The organism is Flavobacterium sp. 1355, from assembly GCF_017833415.1.
GTDB lineage: Bacteria > Bacteroidota > Bacteroidia > Flavobacteriales > Flavobacteriaceae > Flavobacterium.
This window is the reverse complement of sequence record NZ_JAFICC010000002.1, coordinates 35,259-56,063: the sequence shown is the minus strand read 5'-3', so window position 1 is coordinate 56,063 and position 20,805 is coordinate 35,259. Positions and strand designations below refer to the sequence as shown.

The window sequence follows — 20,805 nt, the reverse complement described above, 5'->3', positions numbered from 1 at the left end:
TAGTTTTTTGCAAATCTAATTTTTTAAAATTGCTTTGGTATTAGTTTTTTAATACTAAATATTCAAAAGGCTGTAGTATTACTTCAGCACCAACAGTTACTGAAGCCCCGGTAAAAGCATCTTTCCATGTTCCTTTTAATGCCGGAGAAGCAAGATACTTTACAGAAGAACTTGTCAGGTTTGAAAGGACAAGAACTTTTTCCTTTTCTTTTTCCATTGTAAATGCACTAACAGCATCACTACTGTAACCAGTGTAAGTCCCTTTTTTTATTGCATTACTAGTATTTCTAAAAGCAATGATTTTTTTGTATTCAGCAAGCATTTCATTATCTGCAGCAGACCAGTCAATAGGAGTTCTTGCAAAATAATTAAGTCTTTGTGCACAGCCAATTTCCTGTCCGTTGTATATCATTGGCACAGATTTTAAATACGCAGCTACGACAAAAGTTGCAATTGATCCTTTTTTGCCTCCAAAAAGTTCTAGTGGGGTTCCTTCAGAAAGATTTACGTCATGATTGCTTGTATATCTGACTACTTTGTTTTCAGGATTATAATTGTTTGCGTATTCTGTTGCATTCGAATTTTGAATGCTAGTTGCAGGTTTGCTTTCTTTGAAAAGCTGCTCTAAAGTACTGAAGAAATTAAATCCAAAAGTATAATCAAAACCAGAAGCAAAGTGATTCACTTTTGTGCCCTCTGCTAACATTAAAATAGTTTGGTTCTTTTTGATTTTTCTCAATTTATTGATAGCATCTGACCAGAAATTCTGAGGTACAAAATCGGCATAATCGCATCTGAAACCATCAATGTTTGCATTGTAAACCCAGTACGACATGGCATCGATCATAGCGTCTTTCATTTCAGTATTATTGAAATTTAATTGTGCTACATCATTGTAATTGGTTCCCGGCGGAATAATAATTTCACCCTTTTCATTTTTTTGATACCAGTCTGGATGCTGGGTAATCCATGCATTATCCCAAGCCGTATGATTGGCAACCCAGTCCAGAACTACAGCCATGTTTTTTTTATGTGCTTCTTCAACCAAAACCTGAAGATCTTGTAAAGTTCCAAAATCGGGATTTACGGCTTTGTAATCCTGAACCGCATACGGAGAACCCAATTCTCCGGAAGCTTTTATTTTTCCGACAGGATAAATGGGCATTAGATAAATAACATTTGCTCCCAGTTCCTGAATTTGTGTAAGTCTGTCCTGAACTCCTTTTAAATTTCCAGCCTGACTAAAAGCACGAATGTTGACCTGATAAATGATTGCGTCCTGTTTATTCGGCATTTTGTCGAAAGCAGCTCCGTATTGTTGATATGGAGAAGGCGGAGTTGAATCACTATCCGACGAACTACACGAAACAAATGCCAATGCAAGTAGTAAAGTGTATATGATATTTATATTTGATTTCATATGTGTTAAATTAAGTTTTAATAAGCCAAAGAGTTTAAGATAGCCTGCCTTTCGCTCAAAAAAGGCAGGTATCACTCAAACTAATCTAGCTATATTACAATGTTAGATTATTTTTTAACGATTGTACAAGTTGCAGTTGCAGGATAACCTGTAGTTGCAGGATCTACTTCGTTTATGGTATAGGTTATTTCGTAAGTTCCGGCTTCATTAATCGTATAAGCACCACCATTATCTTTATTGATTGTATTGGTTGATGGATCGGCAGGGCCATAGTTTACATCCCAGTTATCATTCAATCTGAATTTTAAAGCTCCGGGTAATAAATCGGCAGTTACTTTCCATGTTTTGGTTTCATGATCGTAGGACATAGGTACAGAATGATTCCATCCATAATTTGTGTCACCAGCAGTTTGATCTGCAGTTGCAGAAGCAGGTCCGACAATTCCCCATGCATAAGGAGCAAAACTCCATTTTGAGGTATTTAAGTTTACTTTTATTTGATAAGAACCAGAACCCGGAAGAGAAAAATCGGTATCACTCATGTTTTTCAAATCAAAATTAGTATCACCGGCACCATAGAATTGAGCCCAGTTTCTGGCTGTATTGAATTTGAACCCAGGGCCGGCACCAACAGGAACGGTCATGTAACCCTGATAGATTCCTTTTTGAATTGCAGTCAGTGCAGCAGCAGTTTCGATAGCCCAGCCCTGATAACTTCCCGGCATATAAATTTCGCCAAAAACAACGCTTTTTTCATAAGGTGTAATAGTCAGTGTGATAAAATCAGAATAGATTTTTCTGTCCATAATTGCTTCTACACGAACCACTATTTTTCCTGCAATGCCAGGTTCAAGACCTAAGTCTGTGGCAATTTTGTTTAAGTCTCTTCCAATTAATGATTTGCTTAACACATCTTCACCAACTTCAACTCTTTTGGCTTTTGGCCAGGTATTGTTACCACCCGTATCACCAATTAAATCAAATTGAAGAGCATAAGTAACAGGCGCATCAATAGGGAATGTTACTTTAGGCCAGGAAAGAAGAATAGCGTTATCATCTGAATTGTCTTCTGTTAGTACTATTGTATTTGAGGAAGCGACAACCTGAGAAGGGAAATTTACTGTTTTTAAATTCGTTACCTGGGCAGATTCACTTTCGCAGGAAGCACCCAAAAAAAGCAAGCTCCCTAATATGAATAATTTATTTATATATTTTTTCATGATAGTTTGTTTTTTATTGAGGGTACCCCGGATTTTGTTTTAGCGATTTGTTAGCATTTAATGCAGATGTCGGAATTGGAAACAATTTTCTAAAAGCAGGAGACTCAGGTCTGAATTCGTTAGCTAATAAAAATTTATTGAAACGAATCATGTCCTGTCTTCTATGCCCTTCCCAGTTTAATTCAAAACCTCTTTCGTTGTAAATGTCATCAAGTGTTGGATTTGCATCCAGAGCATTAAGACCGGCACGTTGTCTGACAGCATCAACAAAAGGCTTTGCAGCGCCTGGGTTTCCTAAACGAACATTGCACTCTGCCATCATTAAAATTACATCAGCATATCGGTAAATAGGAAAATCATTAGAAGCTCCGCCTCCAGTATTTGCACCTGCCGGATAAAATTTCACATTACGAACCCCAGCTTGCGGATCTGCTCCAGGAAGGTCTATAGATTGAACATCTAAGGTATAATTTACACCTCCCGGCTGCGGACCTGCTAAAAACTGTTTTTTGCGAATGTCATTATCGGCGTATTTTTGGTAAAATTCTTTGGGAACAATGGTGCCATTCCAACCGTTATATGCAAGTGCTGTAATACCATGAGCACCATAAAGACTTCTAACAGCATAAACATTACGTGATAAAACATCGATAGTGGCGTAAATAGATAAAATAGTTTCATCCTGAGGCGAAACATCTCCAAAGAGTTCGTAATATTTACTGCCAAGCGGGTTAGCTGCATCTGCAGCTCCGGAGTGAAGTGAGAATCCGCCTTCGCTTACTTTATTGCAAGCTGCCAGACACTCAGTCCATTTTGCTTCACCTGTATAAACCTCTGCATTAAGATAAACTTTTGCCAAGATGGTATAAGCTGCCCATTTGTTGAATCTTCCGTAATATTCTCCACCTTTGGTATTCGAGAGTAATTCAGCATTTTCTGTTAGTTCTTTTACAACAAAATTATAAACCTCTTTACGGCTTGCCTGCGGAATTTGGTCTGAAGGAGTATTATTGTCTGTAAAGAAAGGAACATCTCCAAAATCATCAATTAAAAGATAATAGAAAAAAGCACGAGATACTTTTGCTTCGGCAATTTTTGAAGCGTCTGCATTTGATTTTTCCAGTAATGCTATTGCCAGATTGGCTTTGAAAATACATCTGTATAACCAGTTCCAGGTATTGTTAATAATGCCTTCGGTTGGTAACCATTCGTGCTTGTGCAAACGGGCAAAATCTTGTTGCCAGTTTCCGTCATTTCTATGCGGAATAACCTGCTCGTCAGATGACATGCAATTCATATCATACCAGCCATTATCTGCTCCTGCATAACCCACACCATTGTAATTATCCCGGTTAAATTCTCCCGGAATCTGAGCATAAATACTTGCAAGAAGGCTATTGGTCCCTTCGGGAGTTGCGTAAAACTCATCTGCAGGGTATTGGTCGTATACGGTTTCACTTACGTCAGTACAGCTAACCAGGGCAAAGAAGCAAATACCTCCTGCCAATAATATATTTTTAATTTTCATTTCTTTAGCTATTTAAATTTTACAGTTAAACCAAATGCAACACTTCTGGTACGGGGATAAATTCCTCTGTCACCACCAAAATTGTCTGCAGGATTACCACTACCACTTATATTTAATTCCGGGTCCATACCTGTATAATCAGTAATCAGCCATAAATTATTTCCTGTAAGCGAAAGGCGGATAGAATCGATATACTTATCAGTAAAACGAAAATTATAACCCGCTGTAATATTATCTAATCTAATGAAAGAGCCATCTTCCAGCCATACATCGGAGCCGTATGTAGAAGTAACAATTCCTTTGTCGACTGCACTATCCAGAACATTAGATTTACCAACGTTTTCCAGCATACTCAATCTTTGGCCCAATGCATTGTAAATTTTATTCCCTCCTGAACCCCTCCATAGCATAGAAACATCAAAGTTTTTGTATCTGTAGCTTGGATTAAAAGCAAATGTATAAGTTGGCAAAGCTGAACCTGCATAATAACGGTCCGGGCTATCAGCATTCTGGTTGATTGGGCCTCCGCTTCCGTCACGATCCAAAACGGTTTCTGCTCCATTGCCATCTACGCCTGTAGATTGCAGAATATAAAATGCACCAACTGGTTTTCCTTTTACCAGATAAGAATTTGCAGTTCCCCATCCTACATAAGCAGTTGTTAAATCCTGACCATTAAAACTTCCGTTTAGATTTAGGACTTCATTTTTCATAAATGAAGCATTACCGGCTAATGTAAGTGTACTGTTTGCTGTTCTGATCACATCATACGCCAAAGAAATTTCCAGACCTTTATTTGAAATACTTCCAACATTGGCTTTTATGTAATTGTAATCATTACCTTGTTGGGATAATGTATAATCTAATAATAGATCATCTGTTTTTGCATCGTATACATCTACCGTTCCTCTAAATCTGTTGTCAAAAAGTGCAAAGTCAAGACCGATGTTGGTTTGTTTTTTGGTTTCCCATTTCAAATCAGGATTAGCATTTTGTTTTGCACCGTAATTCGTAATTTGCTGCCCTCCAAAATAAGTTAATCCGCGGTTTCCAATTAATGCAATGGAGTTTTGTGGAAGAAGACCTTGCTGATTTCCTGTAACACCATATCCTACACGTAATTTCAGTTCATTAAAGAGGTTCTGGTTCATAAAAGACTCCTTATTGATTTGCCATGCTACAGAAGCAGAAGGAAAATCACCCCATTTGTTGTTTGCTCCAAATACAGAGGCTCCGTCACGTCTGTAACTTCCTGTAAATAAATATCGGTTAAGCAAAGAATAATTTATACGTCCTAAAAAGGACACTAATGTTCTGTCATTTTTATAAGACTCTATATCTCCCGGAGCTACTTTAGACAAATCACCAAGCTGAAGTGCATTGTAAGTCGTTTTGTCACTGATAAAACCTTTTACTTGTGCATAATTTCCCTGATAAGTTTGATTTTGCCATTCGTATAATGCCAGTGCGTTTATGCTGTGAATGCCAAATGTCCCTTTGTAATTAAGGCTGGCATTCGTCAGTCTTTCATTTTGTTTTCTGTTTCTGATGTTTGCGTATCCTTTCTGATCAATTGCGTAGGCATTTGTTGACGCAGCAGGAAGATAATAGCCAAACATTTCATTCGTTTTTCTCCAGCTTCCAAACCAGCTGGCAGTTAATCCTTTAGCCAGATCAAGATCAGCCTTCAGGCTTCCAAATAAATTATCCTCTTGTCTTTCATTCGTCACTGTTTGAGCCGCCGCATAAGGATTTAGATATTGAAACACATTAGGATCTGTAAAATAAGTTCCATCAGGATTTAAAACAGGATCTGTTGGTCTCATTAAATAAGCATTTGTAATCAGATTAGACATATAGGCAGCTGTTCCGATATCTCCAATGGTGTTATTGCCATTAATTATACCATTAGTTAAATTAAAAGTTAGTTTTAATTTATCATCAAGAGCCATTTGTGTAGCCTGAACACGCCCAATGTATTTTTTATTATTTGAGTTAATGACAACACCATCCTGCAGAATCGCCGTTAAGGAAGCCCTGTAGTTGAATTTATCCGTTCCTCCGCCAAATGCCAGCGTATGTGTTTGTGTTATTCCGGTTTGTGTCAAAAGACCGTACCAGTCTGTATCTGATCCATGATTTGATGAAGCTGGTACACCAAGGGACTGAGCAGTTTTCCACCATTGGTCAGAATCTAACATATCCAGTTTTTTAGGAATGAAATCTAATGATGTTGATCCGATATATTCCATTGTGGTTTTACCCGCTTTATTCTTTTTTGTAGTTACAATGATTACACCAGGTGCACCTCTTGAACCATAAACAGCAGTTGCAGAAGCATCTTTTAAAACATCAATACTTTCTATCTCACTTGGAGGTACCTGATTTAGTAAATCCATATTTCCCTGAATTCCGTCTACTACCACCAATGGATCATTTCCGCCAATCAAAGAGCCAATTCCTCTAATACGAACACTTGGTCCCGAACCCGGTTCACTGCCTATCTGTGTAATATTTACACCTGCTGCTTTTCCTGCAATCAACTGCAAGGGATTTACAATTGCTCCCTGGTTCATGTCCTTTGCCGCGATTGAAGAAACGGCTCCGGTCACATCTTTTTTAACTGTAGAACCGTAACCAACAACCACAATTTCCTGTAAGTCGGTAGCCTCAGGCATAAGTTGAATGTTTATAACCTTTTGGCTGGCAACTACTTTTTTTTCTTTATAACCAACAAAAGATACAATGATTACAGAAGCACTGCTTTCGACAGTAATCTTGTACTTTCCGTCAAAATCCGTTACCATTCCGTTTTTTGTTCCTTCTTCAATAATAGAAGCCCCAGGCAAAGGCAAACCATTTTCATCGGTAATTATACCAGAAACGGTTTGTTTTTCATATAAGATTGCCTCTGTTTTAAGCTCCGGTTTTTTCAGGATAATCTGAGTATCTCTTATTTTAAATTCGGTTGAAGTTCCCTTAAAAAGTTTGTCTAAAACAACAAGTATGGACTGGTCTTTTACAGAAATAGAAATCGTTCTGTCTAAGTCAATATCATTCAGTTTATAAATAAACCTGAAATCAGTTTTTTGTTCAATGGTCTCAATAACCTTTTCGATTGTTGAATTGTTTAATTCCAGGGTTACTTTTGTCTTTTGGGCATACGTATTCCCTCTAATAGTAAACATGGCGACCAAAATAAGTAAAGTAGTTAGTTTCAATTTTAGGTCATTTTGGAACACTCGGTATAAAAACCCAGCATTCTTTGATTTTTTTTTCATAATTTTGTTAATTGATTGTAGTTAATTCGTTATATTCAATCACTTAGTTAATCGGAAATTGTTCGCAGCTCTTTCCGATTTTTTTATTTTAGTATTTTTCTATTCTCATATTTTTTCATTGTTTTTGTGGTTATTTAATTAGTATCTGATTGTTTTTTATAGTGTAGTTAATGCCATGAATGTCATTAAAATAACTCATCACATTTTCTATAGATTCTTCCTTAAAACTTGCATTGAATTTTTCGTTTGCCAGTTTTTCGTTTTTGTTTATGATAGTTACATTATAACGTCTTTCTAATTTTGTAATAATGTTTTTAAAAGTCATATTTCTAAACGTTAAGCCGCCATTTATCCAGGAAGTATAAATATCTGTAAGTACTGGCTTTGTAGAAATCTGATTATTTGATTTCTGAAAACTACCCTTAAAGCCAGGCTTTAAGATGGTGTTTTTAGTAATGTCAAAATCCTCATCTGTATTATACATTCCGACCGAACCTTCAACAAGGACAACATCGGTCGAAGCATCTTCAGGATAATTGGAAACATTAAAATGAGTTCCTAAAACGCGAACATTCAAATTGTCAGCATTTACGATAAATGGATGTTTTTTGTCTTTGGCTACATCAAAAAAAGCTTCTCCGTCCAGAAAAACCTGTCTGTTTTCTCCCGCAATAAACCTTACCGGATATTTTAGGGTCGTCCCGGCATTCAAATGAACAAGTGTACCATCAGACAATTGCAGCTCAAATTTTTTCCCGTACGGAATTTTAAGCGTGTTATAAGATATCTTTTCAGTGTCAGAATCCGCTTCGTAAACCAATTTGTTTCCGTTTTGATTTCCAACAATATTACCTTTAGAATCTCTTACCTGAACAGAATGATCTTCAGAAATAATCTGAACATTTCCATTCTCTAACTGCAAAACAATATCGGTGCTTTTAATATCAAATTTGTTTTCAGTTTGGGTATTAAAAACATTCTGTTTGTAAGCCACAAAACCAACCCCTAACAGAACTAATATTGAAGCCGCAATCGAAATGTACTTTCTGAAATTCGATTTTTCTGAGGAAATTTCAATTGTTGTGTTTTCTTCTTTGGAGGATTGTAAAATGTTTAAGAAAATGTCATCAGCAGTTTGCTGACTCATTTTTGGCATTTCGGTCAGAAGGTTTTGAATATCTTCTACCGAAGGGAAATCTTCCGTAAGTTTATTTTTTTTATAATACGCAATTACCTCATTTGTTTCCTCAGGTGTACATTGGTTCAAAACAAACTTTTGTAAAAGATTTTTTATTTCAGAATTTGAATTCATTACGAATTGTTTTTAGGTCCGGTTCTTATATAATACAGTTGGAAAGGCATTGAGTACTATTCAAACGTTGTAAATTTTTCAATTTTAACATTTTTACAAGAATGATACGCTTGTTAAGTATTGATTTTATGGAGATTATTAGTTAAAAATATTTTTATTTATTTTTTGTTTTTTTATTTCTGGATCCAGTTGCTTGTCATCCTTCGTTCCTCACGATGAGAATATTGTGCAGATTCTTGCTGATAAGCAAAAAAAAATCACTCCGAAAGGAGTGATTTAATTGGTTAATTTTGGTTTTTGTGGTTTAGATAATTTCATCATGAACCTGAAAAAAGACTCGCATCGATTCTAATGCTTTGCTCATTTGGTTCCTGACGGTATTTATAGAAATGCCGAGTTCCTGACTAATTTCTTCGTAACTCATGCCTTTCTTTCGTGACATTTTAAAAATTTGTTTTCGCTTTGGAGGGAGAAGATTCATCGCCTCTTTGCGGAGCTTCTTACAATCAGCCTCGCGAATTGAATAATCACCATATTCATGGGATTTCTGGCTTTCATAAAAAATCTCTTCTTTGAGCAGCAGTTCATTAGCCGCTTTGTTTAAGAAATTAAAAGCCTGATTTCGGGCAATTGTAAAAATATATGATTTAAAAGATTGTTCCAGATTTAAGTTCTCGCGGTTCATCCAAACCTTCATAAAAACATCCTGAACATTTTCTTCTGCTGCTTCTTTTGATTTTAAAATACTGATACTGTATCCATAGATATCCTGATAGTACAAATCAAAGAGACTACGAAATGCTTTTTCGTTGCCGTTTTTGAGTTCACTGACCAATAATTTTTCGCTATGGTTATTCGCTTCTAACATTAATTTAATTAGTCTCCTTTAATTCTAATTATATTATGACTATCAAAATGTGTGGTGTGATTTGTTCGATTGGTTAGCAAATATATAAAAATATTATTCTCAGCAAATTATAAGTAAAAAAACTTATTTCTTAATTTTTGTTAGTTTTTTTATTAAATGAAGAATAAACCCCTGCAAGTCCCTCTTTATAAGTAAGTGTCTTTTTGACGCTTTTTTAACTTCAAAATATATCTTTTAATATACTTTTGAGAATATTCTTATTTGTGAATAGTATAGAAAGATAAAAGGATAGTTTATAAAACTTAAAATCCTTTTATCTTTTTAGACTTTAAAAGATAAAAGGATTAAATATGTAAGTAATTGTAGTGTTGTTTACACCTAGTTTTTCAAATCTTTAATCACTTTAAAAGCAACATCAACCTGGTCTTCGCCAACTAGAATAGTGAACTCGTTTGAAGTTGAAATTACCTCATTAATGATAATTCCTTCCCAGGCCAAACGTTGAAAAATGAAGTAATAGATTCCCGGAACAACAATATTTTCTTTTGGTAATTTTACAGTAATAGAAGCCAGATTATCCAATTTCTGAATTAACTTTTCGCGCATAAAGTGTTTCTCCACCAAATGATTAACACTGCTGCTCACCACAATATTGGTTTCATTAACACCGCGTGATGAGGTATAAAAAATATCAGACAGAACATTAATATCAGAAATAAGATCAGCCTGTTTGTTTAGAACAGTTTCTGAAGCTGCAAAAGTATAATCTGTTAATTCTGAACGAACCGTAATTTCTCCAATATTCTTAATGACTTTGTTGATTTTATGATTCAGTTTAAAATCTAATTCTTCAGTGAGTCGTTTAAGCGACATTACAACTGCACCTTGTTTTACCTCTTTTCCAAACTCACTTTCCAGCTCTGTCATGATATTACGGGAAAGAGATGTTAAATTGATAATTCCAAGTGATAAGGCATTTAATAAAAAAGGCTTTGTTTTAATGTAATTTTCTACAATGGATGAAACGGTTTTCATAATTTTTTCTTTTTTTTTGGTAACGTAATTGGTTGGTTTGAGTTAACAGTGCGATGTTATAAATCTCTGCAAATATAAATAAAAAAACAATTTGTTACAATTATAACAATAAAAAATTATGTTAAAAGTGATAAAAAGCATCCGTAAGATGTTCAATTGCAAATGATTCGCCGTTTTTCTGTACTGCTATGATGTCAAAACGAATTTCAAAATCTATTTCCCTATCGTTTATGTAGGCATTTACTGCTTTTATTAGTAACTGAATTTTTTTTGACTTGACAAAATCTTGTGGCAAACCAAAATCAGAACCCGATCTTGTTTTAACTTCAATCACCGCCAGAATATTTTCTTTTTGAGCAATAATATCTATTTCTGCCTTCTGAAAAGTCCAGTTTCTATCCAGAATTTTGTAACCTTCATTTAAAAGAAACTCTACGGCAAGTTCTTCTCCTTTTTTCCCCAGTTCGTTATGTTCTGCCACTTTTTAAGTTATGAGTTATGAGTTTGTTGTATGCGCGCAAAGACACAAAGTCGCAAAGAATTAATTAAATAAAACTTTGCGACTTTGTATCTTTGTGTGATTTCTGTATGTGGTATTTAAAAATCCTTAGACTAAGAAATTTTCAGGAATATATTATTTTTTAAAAGTAAGTGTACTTCCGTATGCATTTACATCCATTGTAACCGTACTTCCCATAATCAAAGCCCTGTTGTCCTGAATATGTCCTGCAGGGAAATTAAAAATTACCGGAATGCTATATTTTTTGGTTACATCATCTACAATTTCAACAGCATTTTTCCCCCATGGAACTTCATTATCTTTCATTTTTGTCATTGCTCCAACAACAATCCCTTTCAGGTTTTCGATACATCCATTTCTTTTTAGATTCATCATCATACGGTCTATATGATAAAGGTATTCATCTAAATCTTCAATAAACAAAATTTTATCTTTACAATCTATTGCAGATTGAGATCCAAGCAAACTGTATAAAATAGACAAATTTCCTCCAACCAATTCACCGGTTGCCTGTCCAAATCTATTCATTTTATCAGGTCCGACACTATAAGATAACGGTTCGCCAAACAAACTTGCTTTCATCGAAATAATGGCAGCAGCAGTCGCCCGCGGAATAGTTACCGGCATTACACCATGAATAGATTTATAACCCATTGTGTTTAAATGATTGTGCAGAACAGTAACATCACTAAAACCAATTATCCATTTTGGATGCTGCTTAAATTTTGTAAAATCCAGTAAGTCAATCATTCTGACAGTTCCATATCCGCCTCTCACACACCAAATAGCCTTAATATTCGGATTATCAAGTTGTTTCTGAAAATCTGCTGCACGCTGCTCGTCAGTTCCCGCAAGCTGGTTTACGTCAAGACCAATTGTACTTCCCACCACAGCTTCTAGTCCCCAACTGTGCAGTAATTCTATGGTTGGTTTTAGATTATCATCTATATTTTTTCTGGCAGTTGCCAAAATAGCTACAGTATCTCCTTTTTGTAAATAAGGCGGTGTTATCATGTTTTGTTGTGATTGACAGTTGAATGATTGTAAAGCAAAAGTAAGAAATACCATTTTACAAACAGTAAAATGTTTTTTTATATGATCTAATCCTATTAAGTTCATGAGTTTCTTTTGCTTAAATTTATAAATTATTTTTAAGGTTTCGAATTAAAATTAGCTTTCTATATCATTTTTGTAATTCAGCCAAAAAACTGTATTAATCCTTTATCATCTTCTTTAGATTGTACATTTGCAAAGATACACTTTGGTTAAAAAAGTTCCAGTGTTTCCCTTATGAAATGAATACTTCAAATGGCTTTTTTTTGTTGTTTTCTGATTGCCAGCCGAATGAATATTCGGGAAACTATTATCTTAAACAAAAATATAAATTAAAATTACAATATAAATTTCTTACAAAATATAATTTGTTATATTGGCCTTTTTAAAAATAATATTATGCGCCTTAAAGCCCCGTTTTGCCTCCTTTTTTCCTTTATATCATTTTTAAGTGCCCAACCAAAAAAGTATAATATCCATACAGTAGCTTTTTATAATTTCGAAAATTTGTTTGATACAATAAATGATCCGGCAACAAATGATGATGAGTGGACTACAGACGGAGCCCAAAACTGGACAAACGAGAAATACCAGCAAAAACTTAAGAATATTGCAAGAGTTTTATCTGAAATAGGAACACCCGAAAACACAAACGCGCCCACTTTGATTGGCGGCTCTGAAATCGAGAACAGAGGAGTTCTGGAAGATTTAATCAAACAGCCAAAGTTGCTGAATTATAATTACGGAATAATACATTTTGATTCACCGGACAAACGCGGAATAGATGTCGCGTTATTATATCAAAAAAACCATTTTAAACCAATATCATTTTCCAATATTCCATTACTGATTTATAAAAATAAAACAGTTTCAAAAGAAGAAAAAGAAGAAACAGACGATGATGCAGAACCCAAAATTGAAAACAATCGGGTATTTACAAGAGACCAGCTTTTAGTCACAGGATTTTTAGACGGAGAAGAATTAAATATCATCGTCAATCACTGGCCGTCAAGATCCGGAGGAGAAAAAGTTTCAAGTAAATATCGCGAAGCTGCCGGAGCACTAAACAGAAAAATCATTGATTCGCTTCAGCAAATAAATCCTGATGCCAAAGTAATTACAATGGGTGACCTAAACGATGGACCTTATAATAAAAGTATAAAAACAGCTTTGGGAGCAAAAGCAAAAAAAATCGAAGTTCAGGAGTTTGGAATTTTTAATCCTTTTGAAGAAATGTTTAATAAAGGGCAGGGCACACTGGCATTTAGAGATTCCTGGGATATTTTTGATCAGATCATGGTTACCGGATCTTTAATAAAACCTGATTTTTTTTCTTTTAATTTCTGGAAAGCTGGTATCTTCAATAAACCTTACCTTATTCAGGATTCAGGGAAATATAAAGGCTATCCATTGCGGCATACATTAACAGAAGTAGGGTACAGTGATCATTTTCCGGTTTATATTTATCTGATTAAACAGGCTTTTTAAAATGAAACTAAAACGACTAACTGTGGTTTAAACTACAATAAAGACTGGAAACTTTTCCTTAACTTAGCTTCTTAAAACTTAGCAGATCAAAAATGGCAATAGCAAAACCTTTCAACCTCACAAAATGGATTGAGGAAAATCGTCAATTATTGAAACCACCGGTAGGAAACAAAAACCTGTATGTAGATTCGGGTGATTATATAGTTATGATTGTAGCAGGGCCAAATGCCCGTAAAGATTATCATTATAATGAAACCGAAGAACTTTTTTATCAATTAGAAGGCAGTATAAAAGTTGTAATCCAGGAAGATGGTGAACGAAAAGAAATGGTTTTAAATGCGGGCGATATGTATTTGCATCCTGCAAAAATTCCACACTCTCCGGTTCGTTCAGAAGGTTCAATCGGTTTGGTAATCGAGCGCAAACGCGCAGGAAAAGGGTACACAGACGGTTTGCTTTGGCATTGTGATAATTGCAACCATAAACTTTATGAAGTATTTTTTGAACTGCATAATATAGAGAAAGATTTTTTGCCACATTTCGAACATTTCTATAACTCAGAAGAATTAAGAACCTGCGATAAATGCGGAACTGTAATGGAAACGGATCCCAGGTTTGTTGCGAAGAAGTAGTTAGAAGACTTTAATAATAATTTTAAGGAGCTATTTCCCGCTATCCGTTCCAATCTTTTGCTTTTTCAAGAAAAAAGCAAAAGGATTTCCACTTCTATCGGGGCTAGTGAGTTCGTTTGCGTTTTATTTCAATTTTATAATTCAAATCGTTTCCCTTGTTCAGGATAAATAATTTTCAGTCCCAAATCATTTTGTTTTTTTAACTGCTCTTTTATTTTGACAATATTCTTTGCAGGTGATTTTAAATGAGTAATGATAATTTTAAAGTTTTTCAGGGAATCTTTTCCGGCTAAATCTTCCAGAATGTGAAGTTCTTTCATCAAATAATTCGGAGTTAAATGACCGAACAAAAACTGATCGGGCTGCTCATTTGGAAAAGAAACTTCAATAAAAATACCTTTTAGCTGTTTGTTTTGAACCAAAGGCGCGACGGCTGTCCATAAAGTTTTTAATTTATCACTTTTTTCAACAGAATCCGGACCGGTATCACCTAAATACAATGCGTACGATTCGTCATTTTTAATTAAAAAGGCAGTACTTTCAAAAGGGTTAACATGACTTAAAGGAAATGCTTTTACTGTCATTTTAGTATTAGAAATGGGAGCTTCTTCACCTATATTTAAGGTCTGAAAATGATATTTTTTCAATGGAAACCCAACGCCTTTATCTCCAAAGTTTGCCCATGTCTGATCATTAAAATAATGATTCTCCATCATCTCCATGCATTTTTGAGTGGCATAGACAGTTTTAGAAGAATCTGCAGGAGAGTTTATTATCAATCCTGAAACATGATCCAAATGAGCATGTGAAATCAAATATCCCTTTATGTACTTGCGTAAAACTTCACTTGTAGAAACTTTAAAAACCTTATTCTCAATTGCTTTTTCTATTCCGGCGTTTATAGTACCGGCATCCAGGCAAATAAAATCTTTTGTGTTGGCTGGAGCCAGTAAATAAGCAGAAAGATTTTTTTCATCAATACCGCCTTTTATCCCTAAAGGAACAACCTGAAAAGATGATTTTTGTTCCTTTTGAGAAAAAGCAGCAGTTGAAATTAAGATAATACAAATCAAAAATCTATTGAAAATACGCATAATAAAAATAAAATTTAATGTTGCAAATTACAGCAATTAACGGGAATAAATTGCCTGTTATTTCTGTAATTGATTCTAATTAACCTTAAATTTACTTTCTTTTTAACAATTCAATTGAATTGATATTCCATTCGAAATAATATCTTTACATAAAAATATAACAATTTTAACTAAAAAAGTTACAATGACAACAATAGCATCACAATTTGGAATGAACGAGGCTCTGGAAAAATTGGGCATCAAATCTATAAATGAAGGAACATCTACGGGTATACAAAACTTTTCATCAGGAGAAATTCTGGAAAGTTATTCCCCTGTTGACGGAAAATTAATTGCTTCTGTAAAAATGTCAACCCCTCAGGATTACGAAAAAGTGATGCAGTCAGCGACAGAAGCTTTCAAAACATTCAGATTGATTCCGGCTCCGCAACGTGGAGAAATTGTTCGCCAATTTGGAGAAAAATTACGTCAGAATAAAGAAGCCCTTGGTAAATTGGTTTCTTATGAAATGGGAAAATCTTTGCAGGAAGGATATGGAGAAGTTCAGGAAATGATCGATATCTGCGATTTTGCAGTTGGTTTATCACGCCAGTTACACGGCTTGACAATGCATTCAGAAAGACCAGGTCACCGTATGTATGAGCAATACCATTCATTGGGAGTTGTCGGAATCATCTCCGCATTCAATTTTCCAGTTGCTGTTTGGTCATGGAACACTGCACTTGCCTGGATTTCAGGAGATGTTTGTGTCTGGAAACCTTCAGAAAAAACACCTCTTTGTGGTATAGCATGTCAAAACATTATTGCTCAGGTAATCAAAGAAAATAATCTGCCGGAAGGAATTTCATGCCTTATCAATGGAGATTATAAAATAGGAGAATTAATGACTGCAGACACAAGAATTCCGTTGGTTTCTGCTACAGGTTCAACCCGAATGGGAAAAATTGTAGCGCAGGCAGTTGCCGGCCGATTAGGAAAATCACTGCTTGAGTTAGGAGGGAACAATGCAATTATCGTAACTCCTGATGCCGATATAAAAATGACTGTTATAGGGGCTGTTTTTGGAGCAGTAGGAACTGCAGGTCAACGTTGTACGTCAACACGCCGTTTGATTATCCACGAGAGTATTTATGACAAAGTAAAAGATGCGTTAGTGTCAGCTTACAAACAATTAAGAATAGGAAATCCACTAGACGAAAACAATCATGTGGGGCCGCTTATTGATACACATGCAGTAGAAATGTACGGCGCTGCCTTAAATAGAGTTGTTGCCGAAGGAGGAAATATTTTAGTTCCGGGAGGAGTACTTACCGGAGAAGGTTACGAAAGTGGCTGTTATGTAAAACCTGCAATTGCCGAAGCCAAAAATTCATTTGAAATTGTACAGCACGAAACTTTTGCGCCGGTTTTATATTTAATTAAATATTCCGGGGAAGTTGAGAATGCAATTGAGCTTCAAAACGGAGTAGCACAAGGACTATCATCTGCTATTATGACAAATAATTTGCGTGAAGCAGAAAGATTCCTTTCAGTAACTGGTTCAGATTGTGGAATCGCAAACGTAAATATTGGAACATCTGGAGCAGAAATCGGTGGTGCTTTTGGTGGTGAAAAAGAAACCGGTGGTGGTCGCGAATCTGGTTCTGATGCCTGGAAAATTTATATGAGACGTCAGACAAATACAATCAATTATACAACAAGTTTGCCTTTGGCACAGGGAATCAAATTTGATTTGTAGAAACTTTTCATTCTGGAGCCGGCTCTCATGTTACTAGAGCGTATGATCTTGTTTCTGGTGAAGTTGATCATGAAGTTACAAATACATTACATGATGATTGGCTAAGTGAACATCAAATTAAAAAATTTAAATTGGAACAGGAACTTCTATTTGTAAATGATAATCCAGATACAATTTTAGAAAAACTTCCACAGGCAGAATGGTAATTAACGTAGCCTTAAAAATTAAAAAAGGCTTCCAAAATTTTTGGAAGCCTTTTTTTGGACAAGAAAAAAATGTTTATTTTTTAATGATTGTTTGATTAAATGATCCTTGAGAAGTATAAATTTTAGCAAAATAAGTTCCGGGAACTAATCTGCTCATATCTATTGCTTCGTTATTTTTAGCAGTTTTTACTAAAACGGCCGACATATTATAGATTTCAATTTTTTCTGCGTTTTGGTTAGAAACATACAAAGTTTCTGAAACAGGATTAGGATATAATACCGTTTTTAGAGTTTCACTTTCTTTTTCTTCTTTTGAGGCCATGCGTAATGTTCCTCCGCTGTAAACAGTACTCATATAGAATAAATTTGACGTATCTTTTTTAGAGATTGTATGACTTCCCGCTACAAGGGAAACCGTTACAATTCCTCCAGAAGCAACTTTATCAACATTGTCTACTTTTATTGTGCCTGCACTTTCAACAAAAACAAGCGTCAAAGTGCTTGGCTGTGTTGTTGTAAATGTTATACTCGTAGATGATTCTATTTTTAAACATTGTGTTAGCGTTAACCCATTGTAGGTTACAGTTCCTTTTGTTGTAGATAAATTTCCTGTTATGTTGTAAAAAGAACTTGTTTTCCCTGATGTCGTAAAATTATGAATTTCACTCCCGGGTGTACCCCCGGTAGTTACCGTTATTGTTCCAGAGCCATTTGCCGGCGTACCCGAAGTCCCGTTTGTTGCTATAGAATAAGATACAGTAGCAGTTGGAGTTCCTGTTATAGTAATGGTTTTAGCAGTAGTATTTTTTACAAAACTAATTCCAGAAGCTGGCAATCCGGTAACAGTTGCGTCTGTTGCAGTTCCTCCCCAGGTAAAAACAATAGTGTTTATAGCAGTACCACTCGAAACTGTTTGGTTATTGTTACTAGTCGAAGTTAAGGTTTGAGTTCCTGCTGAATTAACCGTTATTGTTCCAGATCCTGTAGCCGGAGTTCCGGTGCCAGTTGTAGTAATGGAATACGATAAAGTTGCAGTTGGAGTTCCTGAAATAGTGATTGTTTTAGCTGTAGTGTTTTTTACAAAACTAATTCCAGCAGCTGGCAATTCAGTAACAGTTGCATCTGTTGCACTGCCTCCCCAGGTAAATACGATTGTTGCAATAGCAGATCCGCTTGTTACGGTTTGATTATTATTGCTTGTTGAAGTTAAGGTTTGAGGATTTGCCGGAGGATTACCTTCTCCCTGTACCGCTACTAAAGTTCCGCTATAATTCGTTAATGCCGATTTAAGCGCTGTAATTACAAGTGAAGATTTGTCATCTACACTATTGTCAAAAGTCCATTTTAAATCTCCTCCCGAAACACGGCCTGCGTACTGTGTCGTTTTTGTTTTGGCTATTGCAGGCTGATCTACAACTAAGTTCTTAACATATAATGAAGCATCAGTATCAAAGTTATTATATGTATTGGCTCCAGATTTAGATTTTACGGCACTGCTTACAGTTTCGCCTCTTGTTGTAGTTACATACGCATCGAAATCGGTTGTTGAGCTAATCTTGCCTGCAATATTATACAAAGGATTCGGATCGTTGTAAGCGACAAAGCGCATATCATTTGTTCCGATTGACGCATCAAAAGTGTTATTGAACGCTTTGATTGATCCACCGGCTTCACCTGAAAATGTTCCCATTGTTCCGGCATTATTTACCTGATTTGCTTCGTCCCATATATCCGTTCCTTGTAAAGAAGTTAGCATAGGATTTTTGGTATTACGGAAATAATTTCCTTCAATAAATAACGAAGAGCCTAATGTCGATCCTGAGCCGTACTTAGAAACACCATCAAAATAGTTGTTATAAATATGTGCAGAATAATATCGTACGCGAGGATGACGAGAATCAGAGTGGTCAAACCAGTTATGGTGATAAGTGATGTATAATCCGCTGGTTGTTCCTTCGCTTAATCCAAGAAGACTTGCTTTTCCACTATCCCAGAAATGATTGTATGATAAGGTAATATAAGTAGATGTTTTATTATCAAGCGCTCCGTCTCCTTTAATTTGATCTGCATCGCTTCCTGCATTTCCATAAAACAAATCGCAGTTATGAACCCAAATATGATCATTCGCTTGTTGCATTCCAATGTTGTCACCTGCAGTACTATTACAATTCATAACACCAATGTTTCTAATTTCTACGTTAGAAGCTGATTTTAGGCGAATACCCCAGCCATTTGCAACAGCATCAATTCCGACACCTTCTAAAGTAATATAACTTGATGGGTTATTAGAGTTTTCGATAACGATGTCCCCGCCTTCCATTACACTTAAATCAGTAATATTTCCTATCAAACGAAAAATGAATGGACGGGTCTCCTGTCCTTTTTTAATGGCATATAATATGTTTTGTAAACCCACACAAGGATTTGTTGTAGCACCTGTGATGGTAGCCGAAACAGTATTTTTTGTATTTTGTGTAACATAAAGAATCACTGCATTGTCTTTGGGTGTTCCGTCAGTTTTATATCCTCCTGGAACGCGTCCCCCTGCAAATGCAAATCCATTACGATCCTGAGCTATAACAGTTAGATTTCCGGTAGAGGTTCCGGTTCCTTCGACACCTGAAATTACAGGTTTTACTTTTATTGTATATGTTCCGGCTTGCAACCCCGGAATATCAGCTCTAAAATAACTTCCGTAACTTCTTATAAGCTGATCGTCTATCTTTTTGTCTGTAAGGCCTTGACCTGTGTAATAAACATTGTACGTCTGAGCGCCGCTTACAGGCTGCCATTTTACAAAAGCAGATTCCAGCCATCCTCCTGATTCGTTAATTTGTACTTGTTGTGCCCAAGTCTGAAATGCCATAATAAAGACAGCCAGAAAAAGTAGGTTTTTTTTCATAGTGGTTTGTTTAAGTTAGTAAAAATTTCATAGTGGTTTTTTGTGGTTTTTAGTATCAATTTCAATTATCATTAAATTGTAATCGATTACACAAAAATATATATAATTTTATAATAATGTAATTTTATTGTCATAAAAAAATTAATAAACAATATTTTTTGATGTTAAAGTGTTAATTATGTAATAAATTGCACTAAATGCAATTTATTACATAATAAGAATTAGACCCGTGAAGTGGTATTTTTCCTAAGATTTTTTGAATATTGTATAACCTGAGAATCAAGTTAATTTTAAAAAATGCATATTTTTTTAAAATTTAATTACAATATATTTTTGTAGGTTAATGATTATGAAAACACTTTTGTTTAATCAATAATTTGAATCAAAAACGGTTTATTAGATTTTTTAAACGCAAAAAAAAAGAAGGAAAAGCGCTAAAATAAATTTCAGTAAATTAAAAAACAGAGTTAGAAAGTGTTCTAAATTTAAAAACAAAAGAGGTGTTTTA

General features: G+C 35.1%; 14 protein-coding genes. 3 read left to right on the top strand and 11 right to left on the bottom strand.

The window, feature by feature from the left end; translation table 11 throughout:
• Positions 1–40: 40 nt before the first annotated feature.
• The 9 genes from JOD96_RS02615 to JOD96_RS02575 all read right to left on the bottom strand — a co-directional run bounded on the left by JOD96_RS02615 (position 41) and on the right by JOD96_RS02575 (position 12,198).
• Entirely contained in the window at positions 41–1,420 is a 1,380-nt protein-coding gene (locus JOD96_RS02615; RefSeq protein WP_209562717.1) for an alpha-amylase family glycosyl hydrolase, read from the bottom strand.
• Positions 1,421–1,527: 107 nt separating this feature from the next.
• The gene (locus JOD96_RS02610; protein ID WP_209562716.1) at positions 1,528–2,640 is read right to left on the bottom strand and encodes a SusE domain-containing protein; all 1,113 of its coding nucleotides are present in this window, start codon (positions 2,638–2,640) and stop codon (positions 1,528–1,530) included.
• A 13-nt stretch (positions 2,641–2,653) separates the two neighbouring features.
• Positions 2,654–4,168, bottom strand: a complete 1,515-nt coding sequence (locus JOD96_RS02605; RefSeq protein WP_209562715.1) for a RagB/SusD family nutrient uptake outer membrane protein — start codon at positions 4,166–4,168, stop codon at positions 2,654–2,656.
• 8 nt (positions 4,169–4,176) lie between these two features.
• Positions 4,177–7,389: a TonB-dependent receptor gene (locus JOD96_RS02600; protein WP_245188333.1), complete on the bottom strand. Its 3,213-nt coding sequence runs from the start codon at positions 7,387–7,389 to the stop codon at positions 4,177–4,179.
• 190 nt (positions 7,390–7,579) lie between these two features.
• Positions 7,580–8,761 carry a FecR family protein gene (locus JOD96_RS02595; RefSeq protein ID WP_209562713.1) on the bottom strand — a complete coding sequence of 394 codons (1,182 nt, stop codon included), beginning with the start codon at positions 8,759–8,761 and terminating at the stop codon, positions 7,580–7,582.
• Between the two features lie 304 nt (positions 8,762–9,065).
• A complete protein-coding gene (locus JOD96_RS02590) occupies positions 9,066–9,629 on the bottom strand; it encodes an RNA polymerase sigma factor (protein ID WP_209562712.1) in 564 nt (187 codons plus the stop codon).
• 378 nt (positions 9,630–10,007) lie between these two features.
• Positions 10,008–10,664, bottom strand: a complete 657-nt coding sequence (locus JOD96_RS02585) for an aspartate kinase (protein ID WP_042564741.1) — start codon at positions 10,662–10,664, stop codon at positions 10,008–10,010.
• Between the two features lie 121 nt (positions 10,665–10,785).
• A complete protein-coding gene (locus tag JOD96_RS02580; RefSeq protein ID WP_209562711.1) occupies positions 10,786–11,145 on the bottom strand; it encodes a YraN family protein in 360 nt (119 codons plus the stop codon).
• Between the two features lie 153 nt (positions 11,146–11,298).
• Positions 11,299–12,198: an LD-carboxypeptidase gene (locus tag JOD96_RS02575; protein ID WP_209563016.1), complete on the bottom strand. Its 900-nt coding sequence runs from the start codon at positions 12,196–12,198 to the stop codon at positions 11,299–11,301.
• Between the two features lie 438 nt (positions 12,199–12,636).
• Here JOD96_RS02575 and JOD96_RS02570 point away from each other — a divergent pair, with 438 nt between their 5' ends.
• A complete protein-coding gene (locus JOD96_RS02570; RefSeq protein ID WP_209562710.1) occupies positions 12,637–13,725 on the top strand; it encodes an endonuclease/exonuclease/phosphatase family protein in 1,089 nt (362 codons plus the stop codon).
• 92 nt (positions 13,726–13,817) lie between these two features.
• On the top strand, positions 13,818–14,357 hold the full coding sequence (locus tag JOD96_RS02565) for a 3-hydroxyanthranilate 3,4-dioxygenase (RefSeq protein ID WP_209562709.1): 540 nt from the start codon (positions 13,818–13,820) through the stop codon (positions 14,355–14,357).
• A gap of 134 nt (positions 14,358–14,491) precedes the next feature.
• Here the strand turns inward: JOD96_RS02565 and JOD96_RS02560 are convergent, their stop codons facing one another.
• Positions 14,492–15,451, bottom strand: a complete 960-nt coding sequence (locus tag JOD96_RS02560) for an MBL fold metallo-hydrolase (protein ID WP_209562708.1) — start codon at positions 15,449–15,451, stop codon at positions 14,492–14,494.
• A 184-nt stretch (positions 15,452–15,635) separates the two neighbouring features.
• Here JOD96_RS02560 and JOD96_RS02555 point away from each other — a divergent pair, with 184 nt between their 5' ends.
• A complete protein-coding gene (locus JOD96_RS02555; RefSeq protein WP_209562707.1) occupies positions 15,636–17,189 on the top strand; it encodes an aldehyde dehydrogenase family protein in 1,554 nt (517 codons plus the stop codon).
• A gap of 279 nt (positions 17,190–17,468) precedes the next feature.
• Here JOD96_RS02555 and JOD96_RS02550 read toward each other — a convergent pair whose 3' ends face one another.
• Positions 17,469–20,297 (bottom strand): T9SS type A sorting domain-containing protein, encoded by a 2,829-nt coding sequence (locus JOD96_RS02550; RefSeq protein WP_209562706.1) that lies wholly within the window; start codon positions 20,295–20,297, stop codon positions 17,469–17,471.
• Positions 20,298–20,805 lie beyond the last annotated feature (508 nt).

Bases quoted from the DNA above. Each gene is read 5' to 3' on its own strand.
- JOD96_RS02555 (WP_209562707.1), top strand. From the start codon at position 15,636: ATGACAACAATAGCATCACAATTTGGAATGAACGAGGCTCTGGAAAAA.
- JOD96_RS02610 (WP_209562716.1), bottom strand. From the start codon at position 2,640: ATGAAAAAATATATAAATAAATTATTCATATTAGGGAGCTTGCTTTTT.
- JOD96_RS02595 (WP_209562713.1), bottom strand. From the start codon at position 8,761: ATGAATTCAAATTCTGAAATAAAAAATCTTTTACAAAAGTTTGTTTTG.
- JOD96_RS02575 (WP_209563016.1), bottom strand. From the start codon at position 12,198: ATGATAACACCGCCTTATTTACAAAAAGGAGATACTGTAGCTATTTTG.
- JOD96_RS02605 (WP_209562715.1), bottom strand. From the start codon at position 4,168: ATGAAAATTAAAAATATATTATTGGCAGGAGGTATTTGCTTCTTTGCC.
- JOD96_RS02615 (WP_209562717.1), bottom strand. From the start codon at position 1,420: ATGAAATCAAATATAAATATCATATACACTTTACTACTTGCATTGGCA.
- JOD96_RS02590 (WP_209562712.1), bottom strand. From the start codon at position 9,629: ATGTTAGAAGCGAATAACCATAGCGAAAAATTATTGGTCAGTGAACTC.
- JOD96_RS02550 (WP_209562706.1), bottom strand. From the start codon at position 20,297: ATGAAAAAAAACCTACTTTTTCTGGCTGTCTTTATTATGGCATTTCAG.
- JOD96_RS02560 (WP_209562708.1), bottom strand. From the start codon at position 15,451: ATGCGTATTTTCAATAGATTTTTGATTTGTATTATCTTAATTTCAACT.
- JOD96_RS02565 (WP_209562709.1), top strand. From the start codon at position 13,818: ATGGCAATAGCAAAACCTTTCAACCTCACAAAATGGATTGAGGAAAAT.
- JOD96_RS02585 (WP_042564741.1), bottom strand. From the start codon at position 10,664: ATGAAAACCGTTTCATCCATTGTAGAAAATTACATTAAAACAAAGCCT.
- JOD96_RS02570 (WP_209562710.1), top strand. From the start codon at position 12,637: ATGCGCCTTAAAGCCCCGTTTTGCCTCCTTTTTTCCTTTATATCATTT.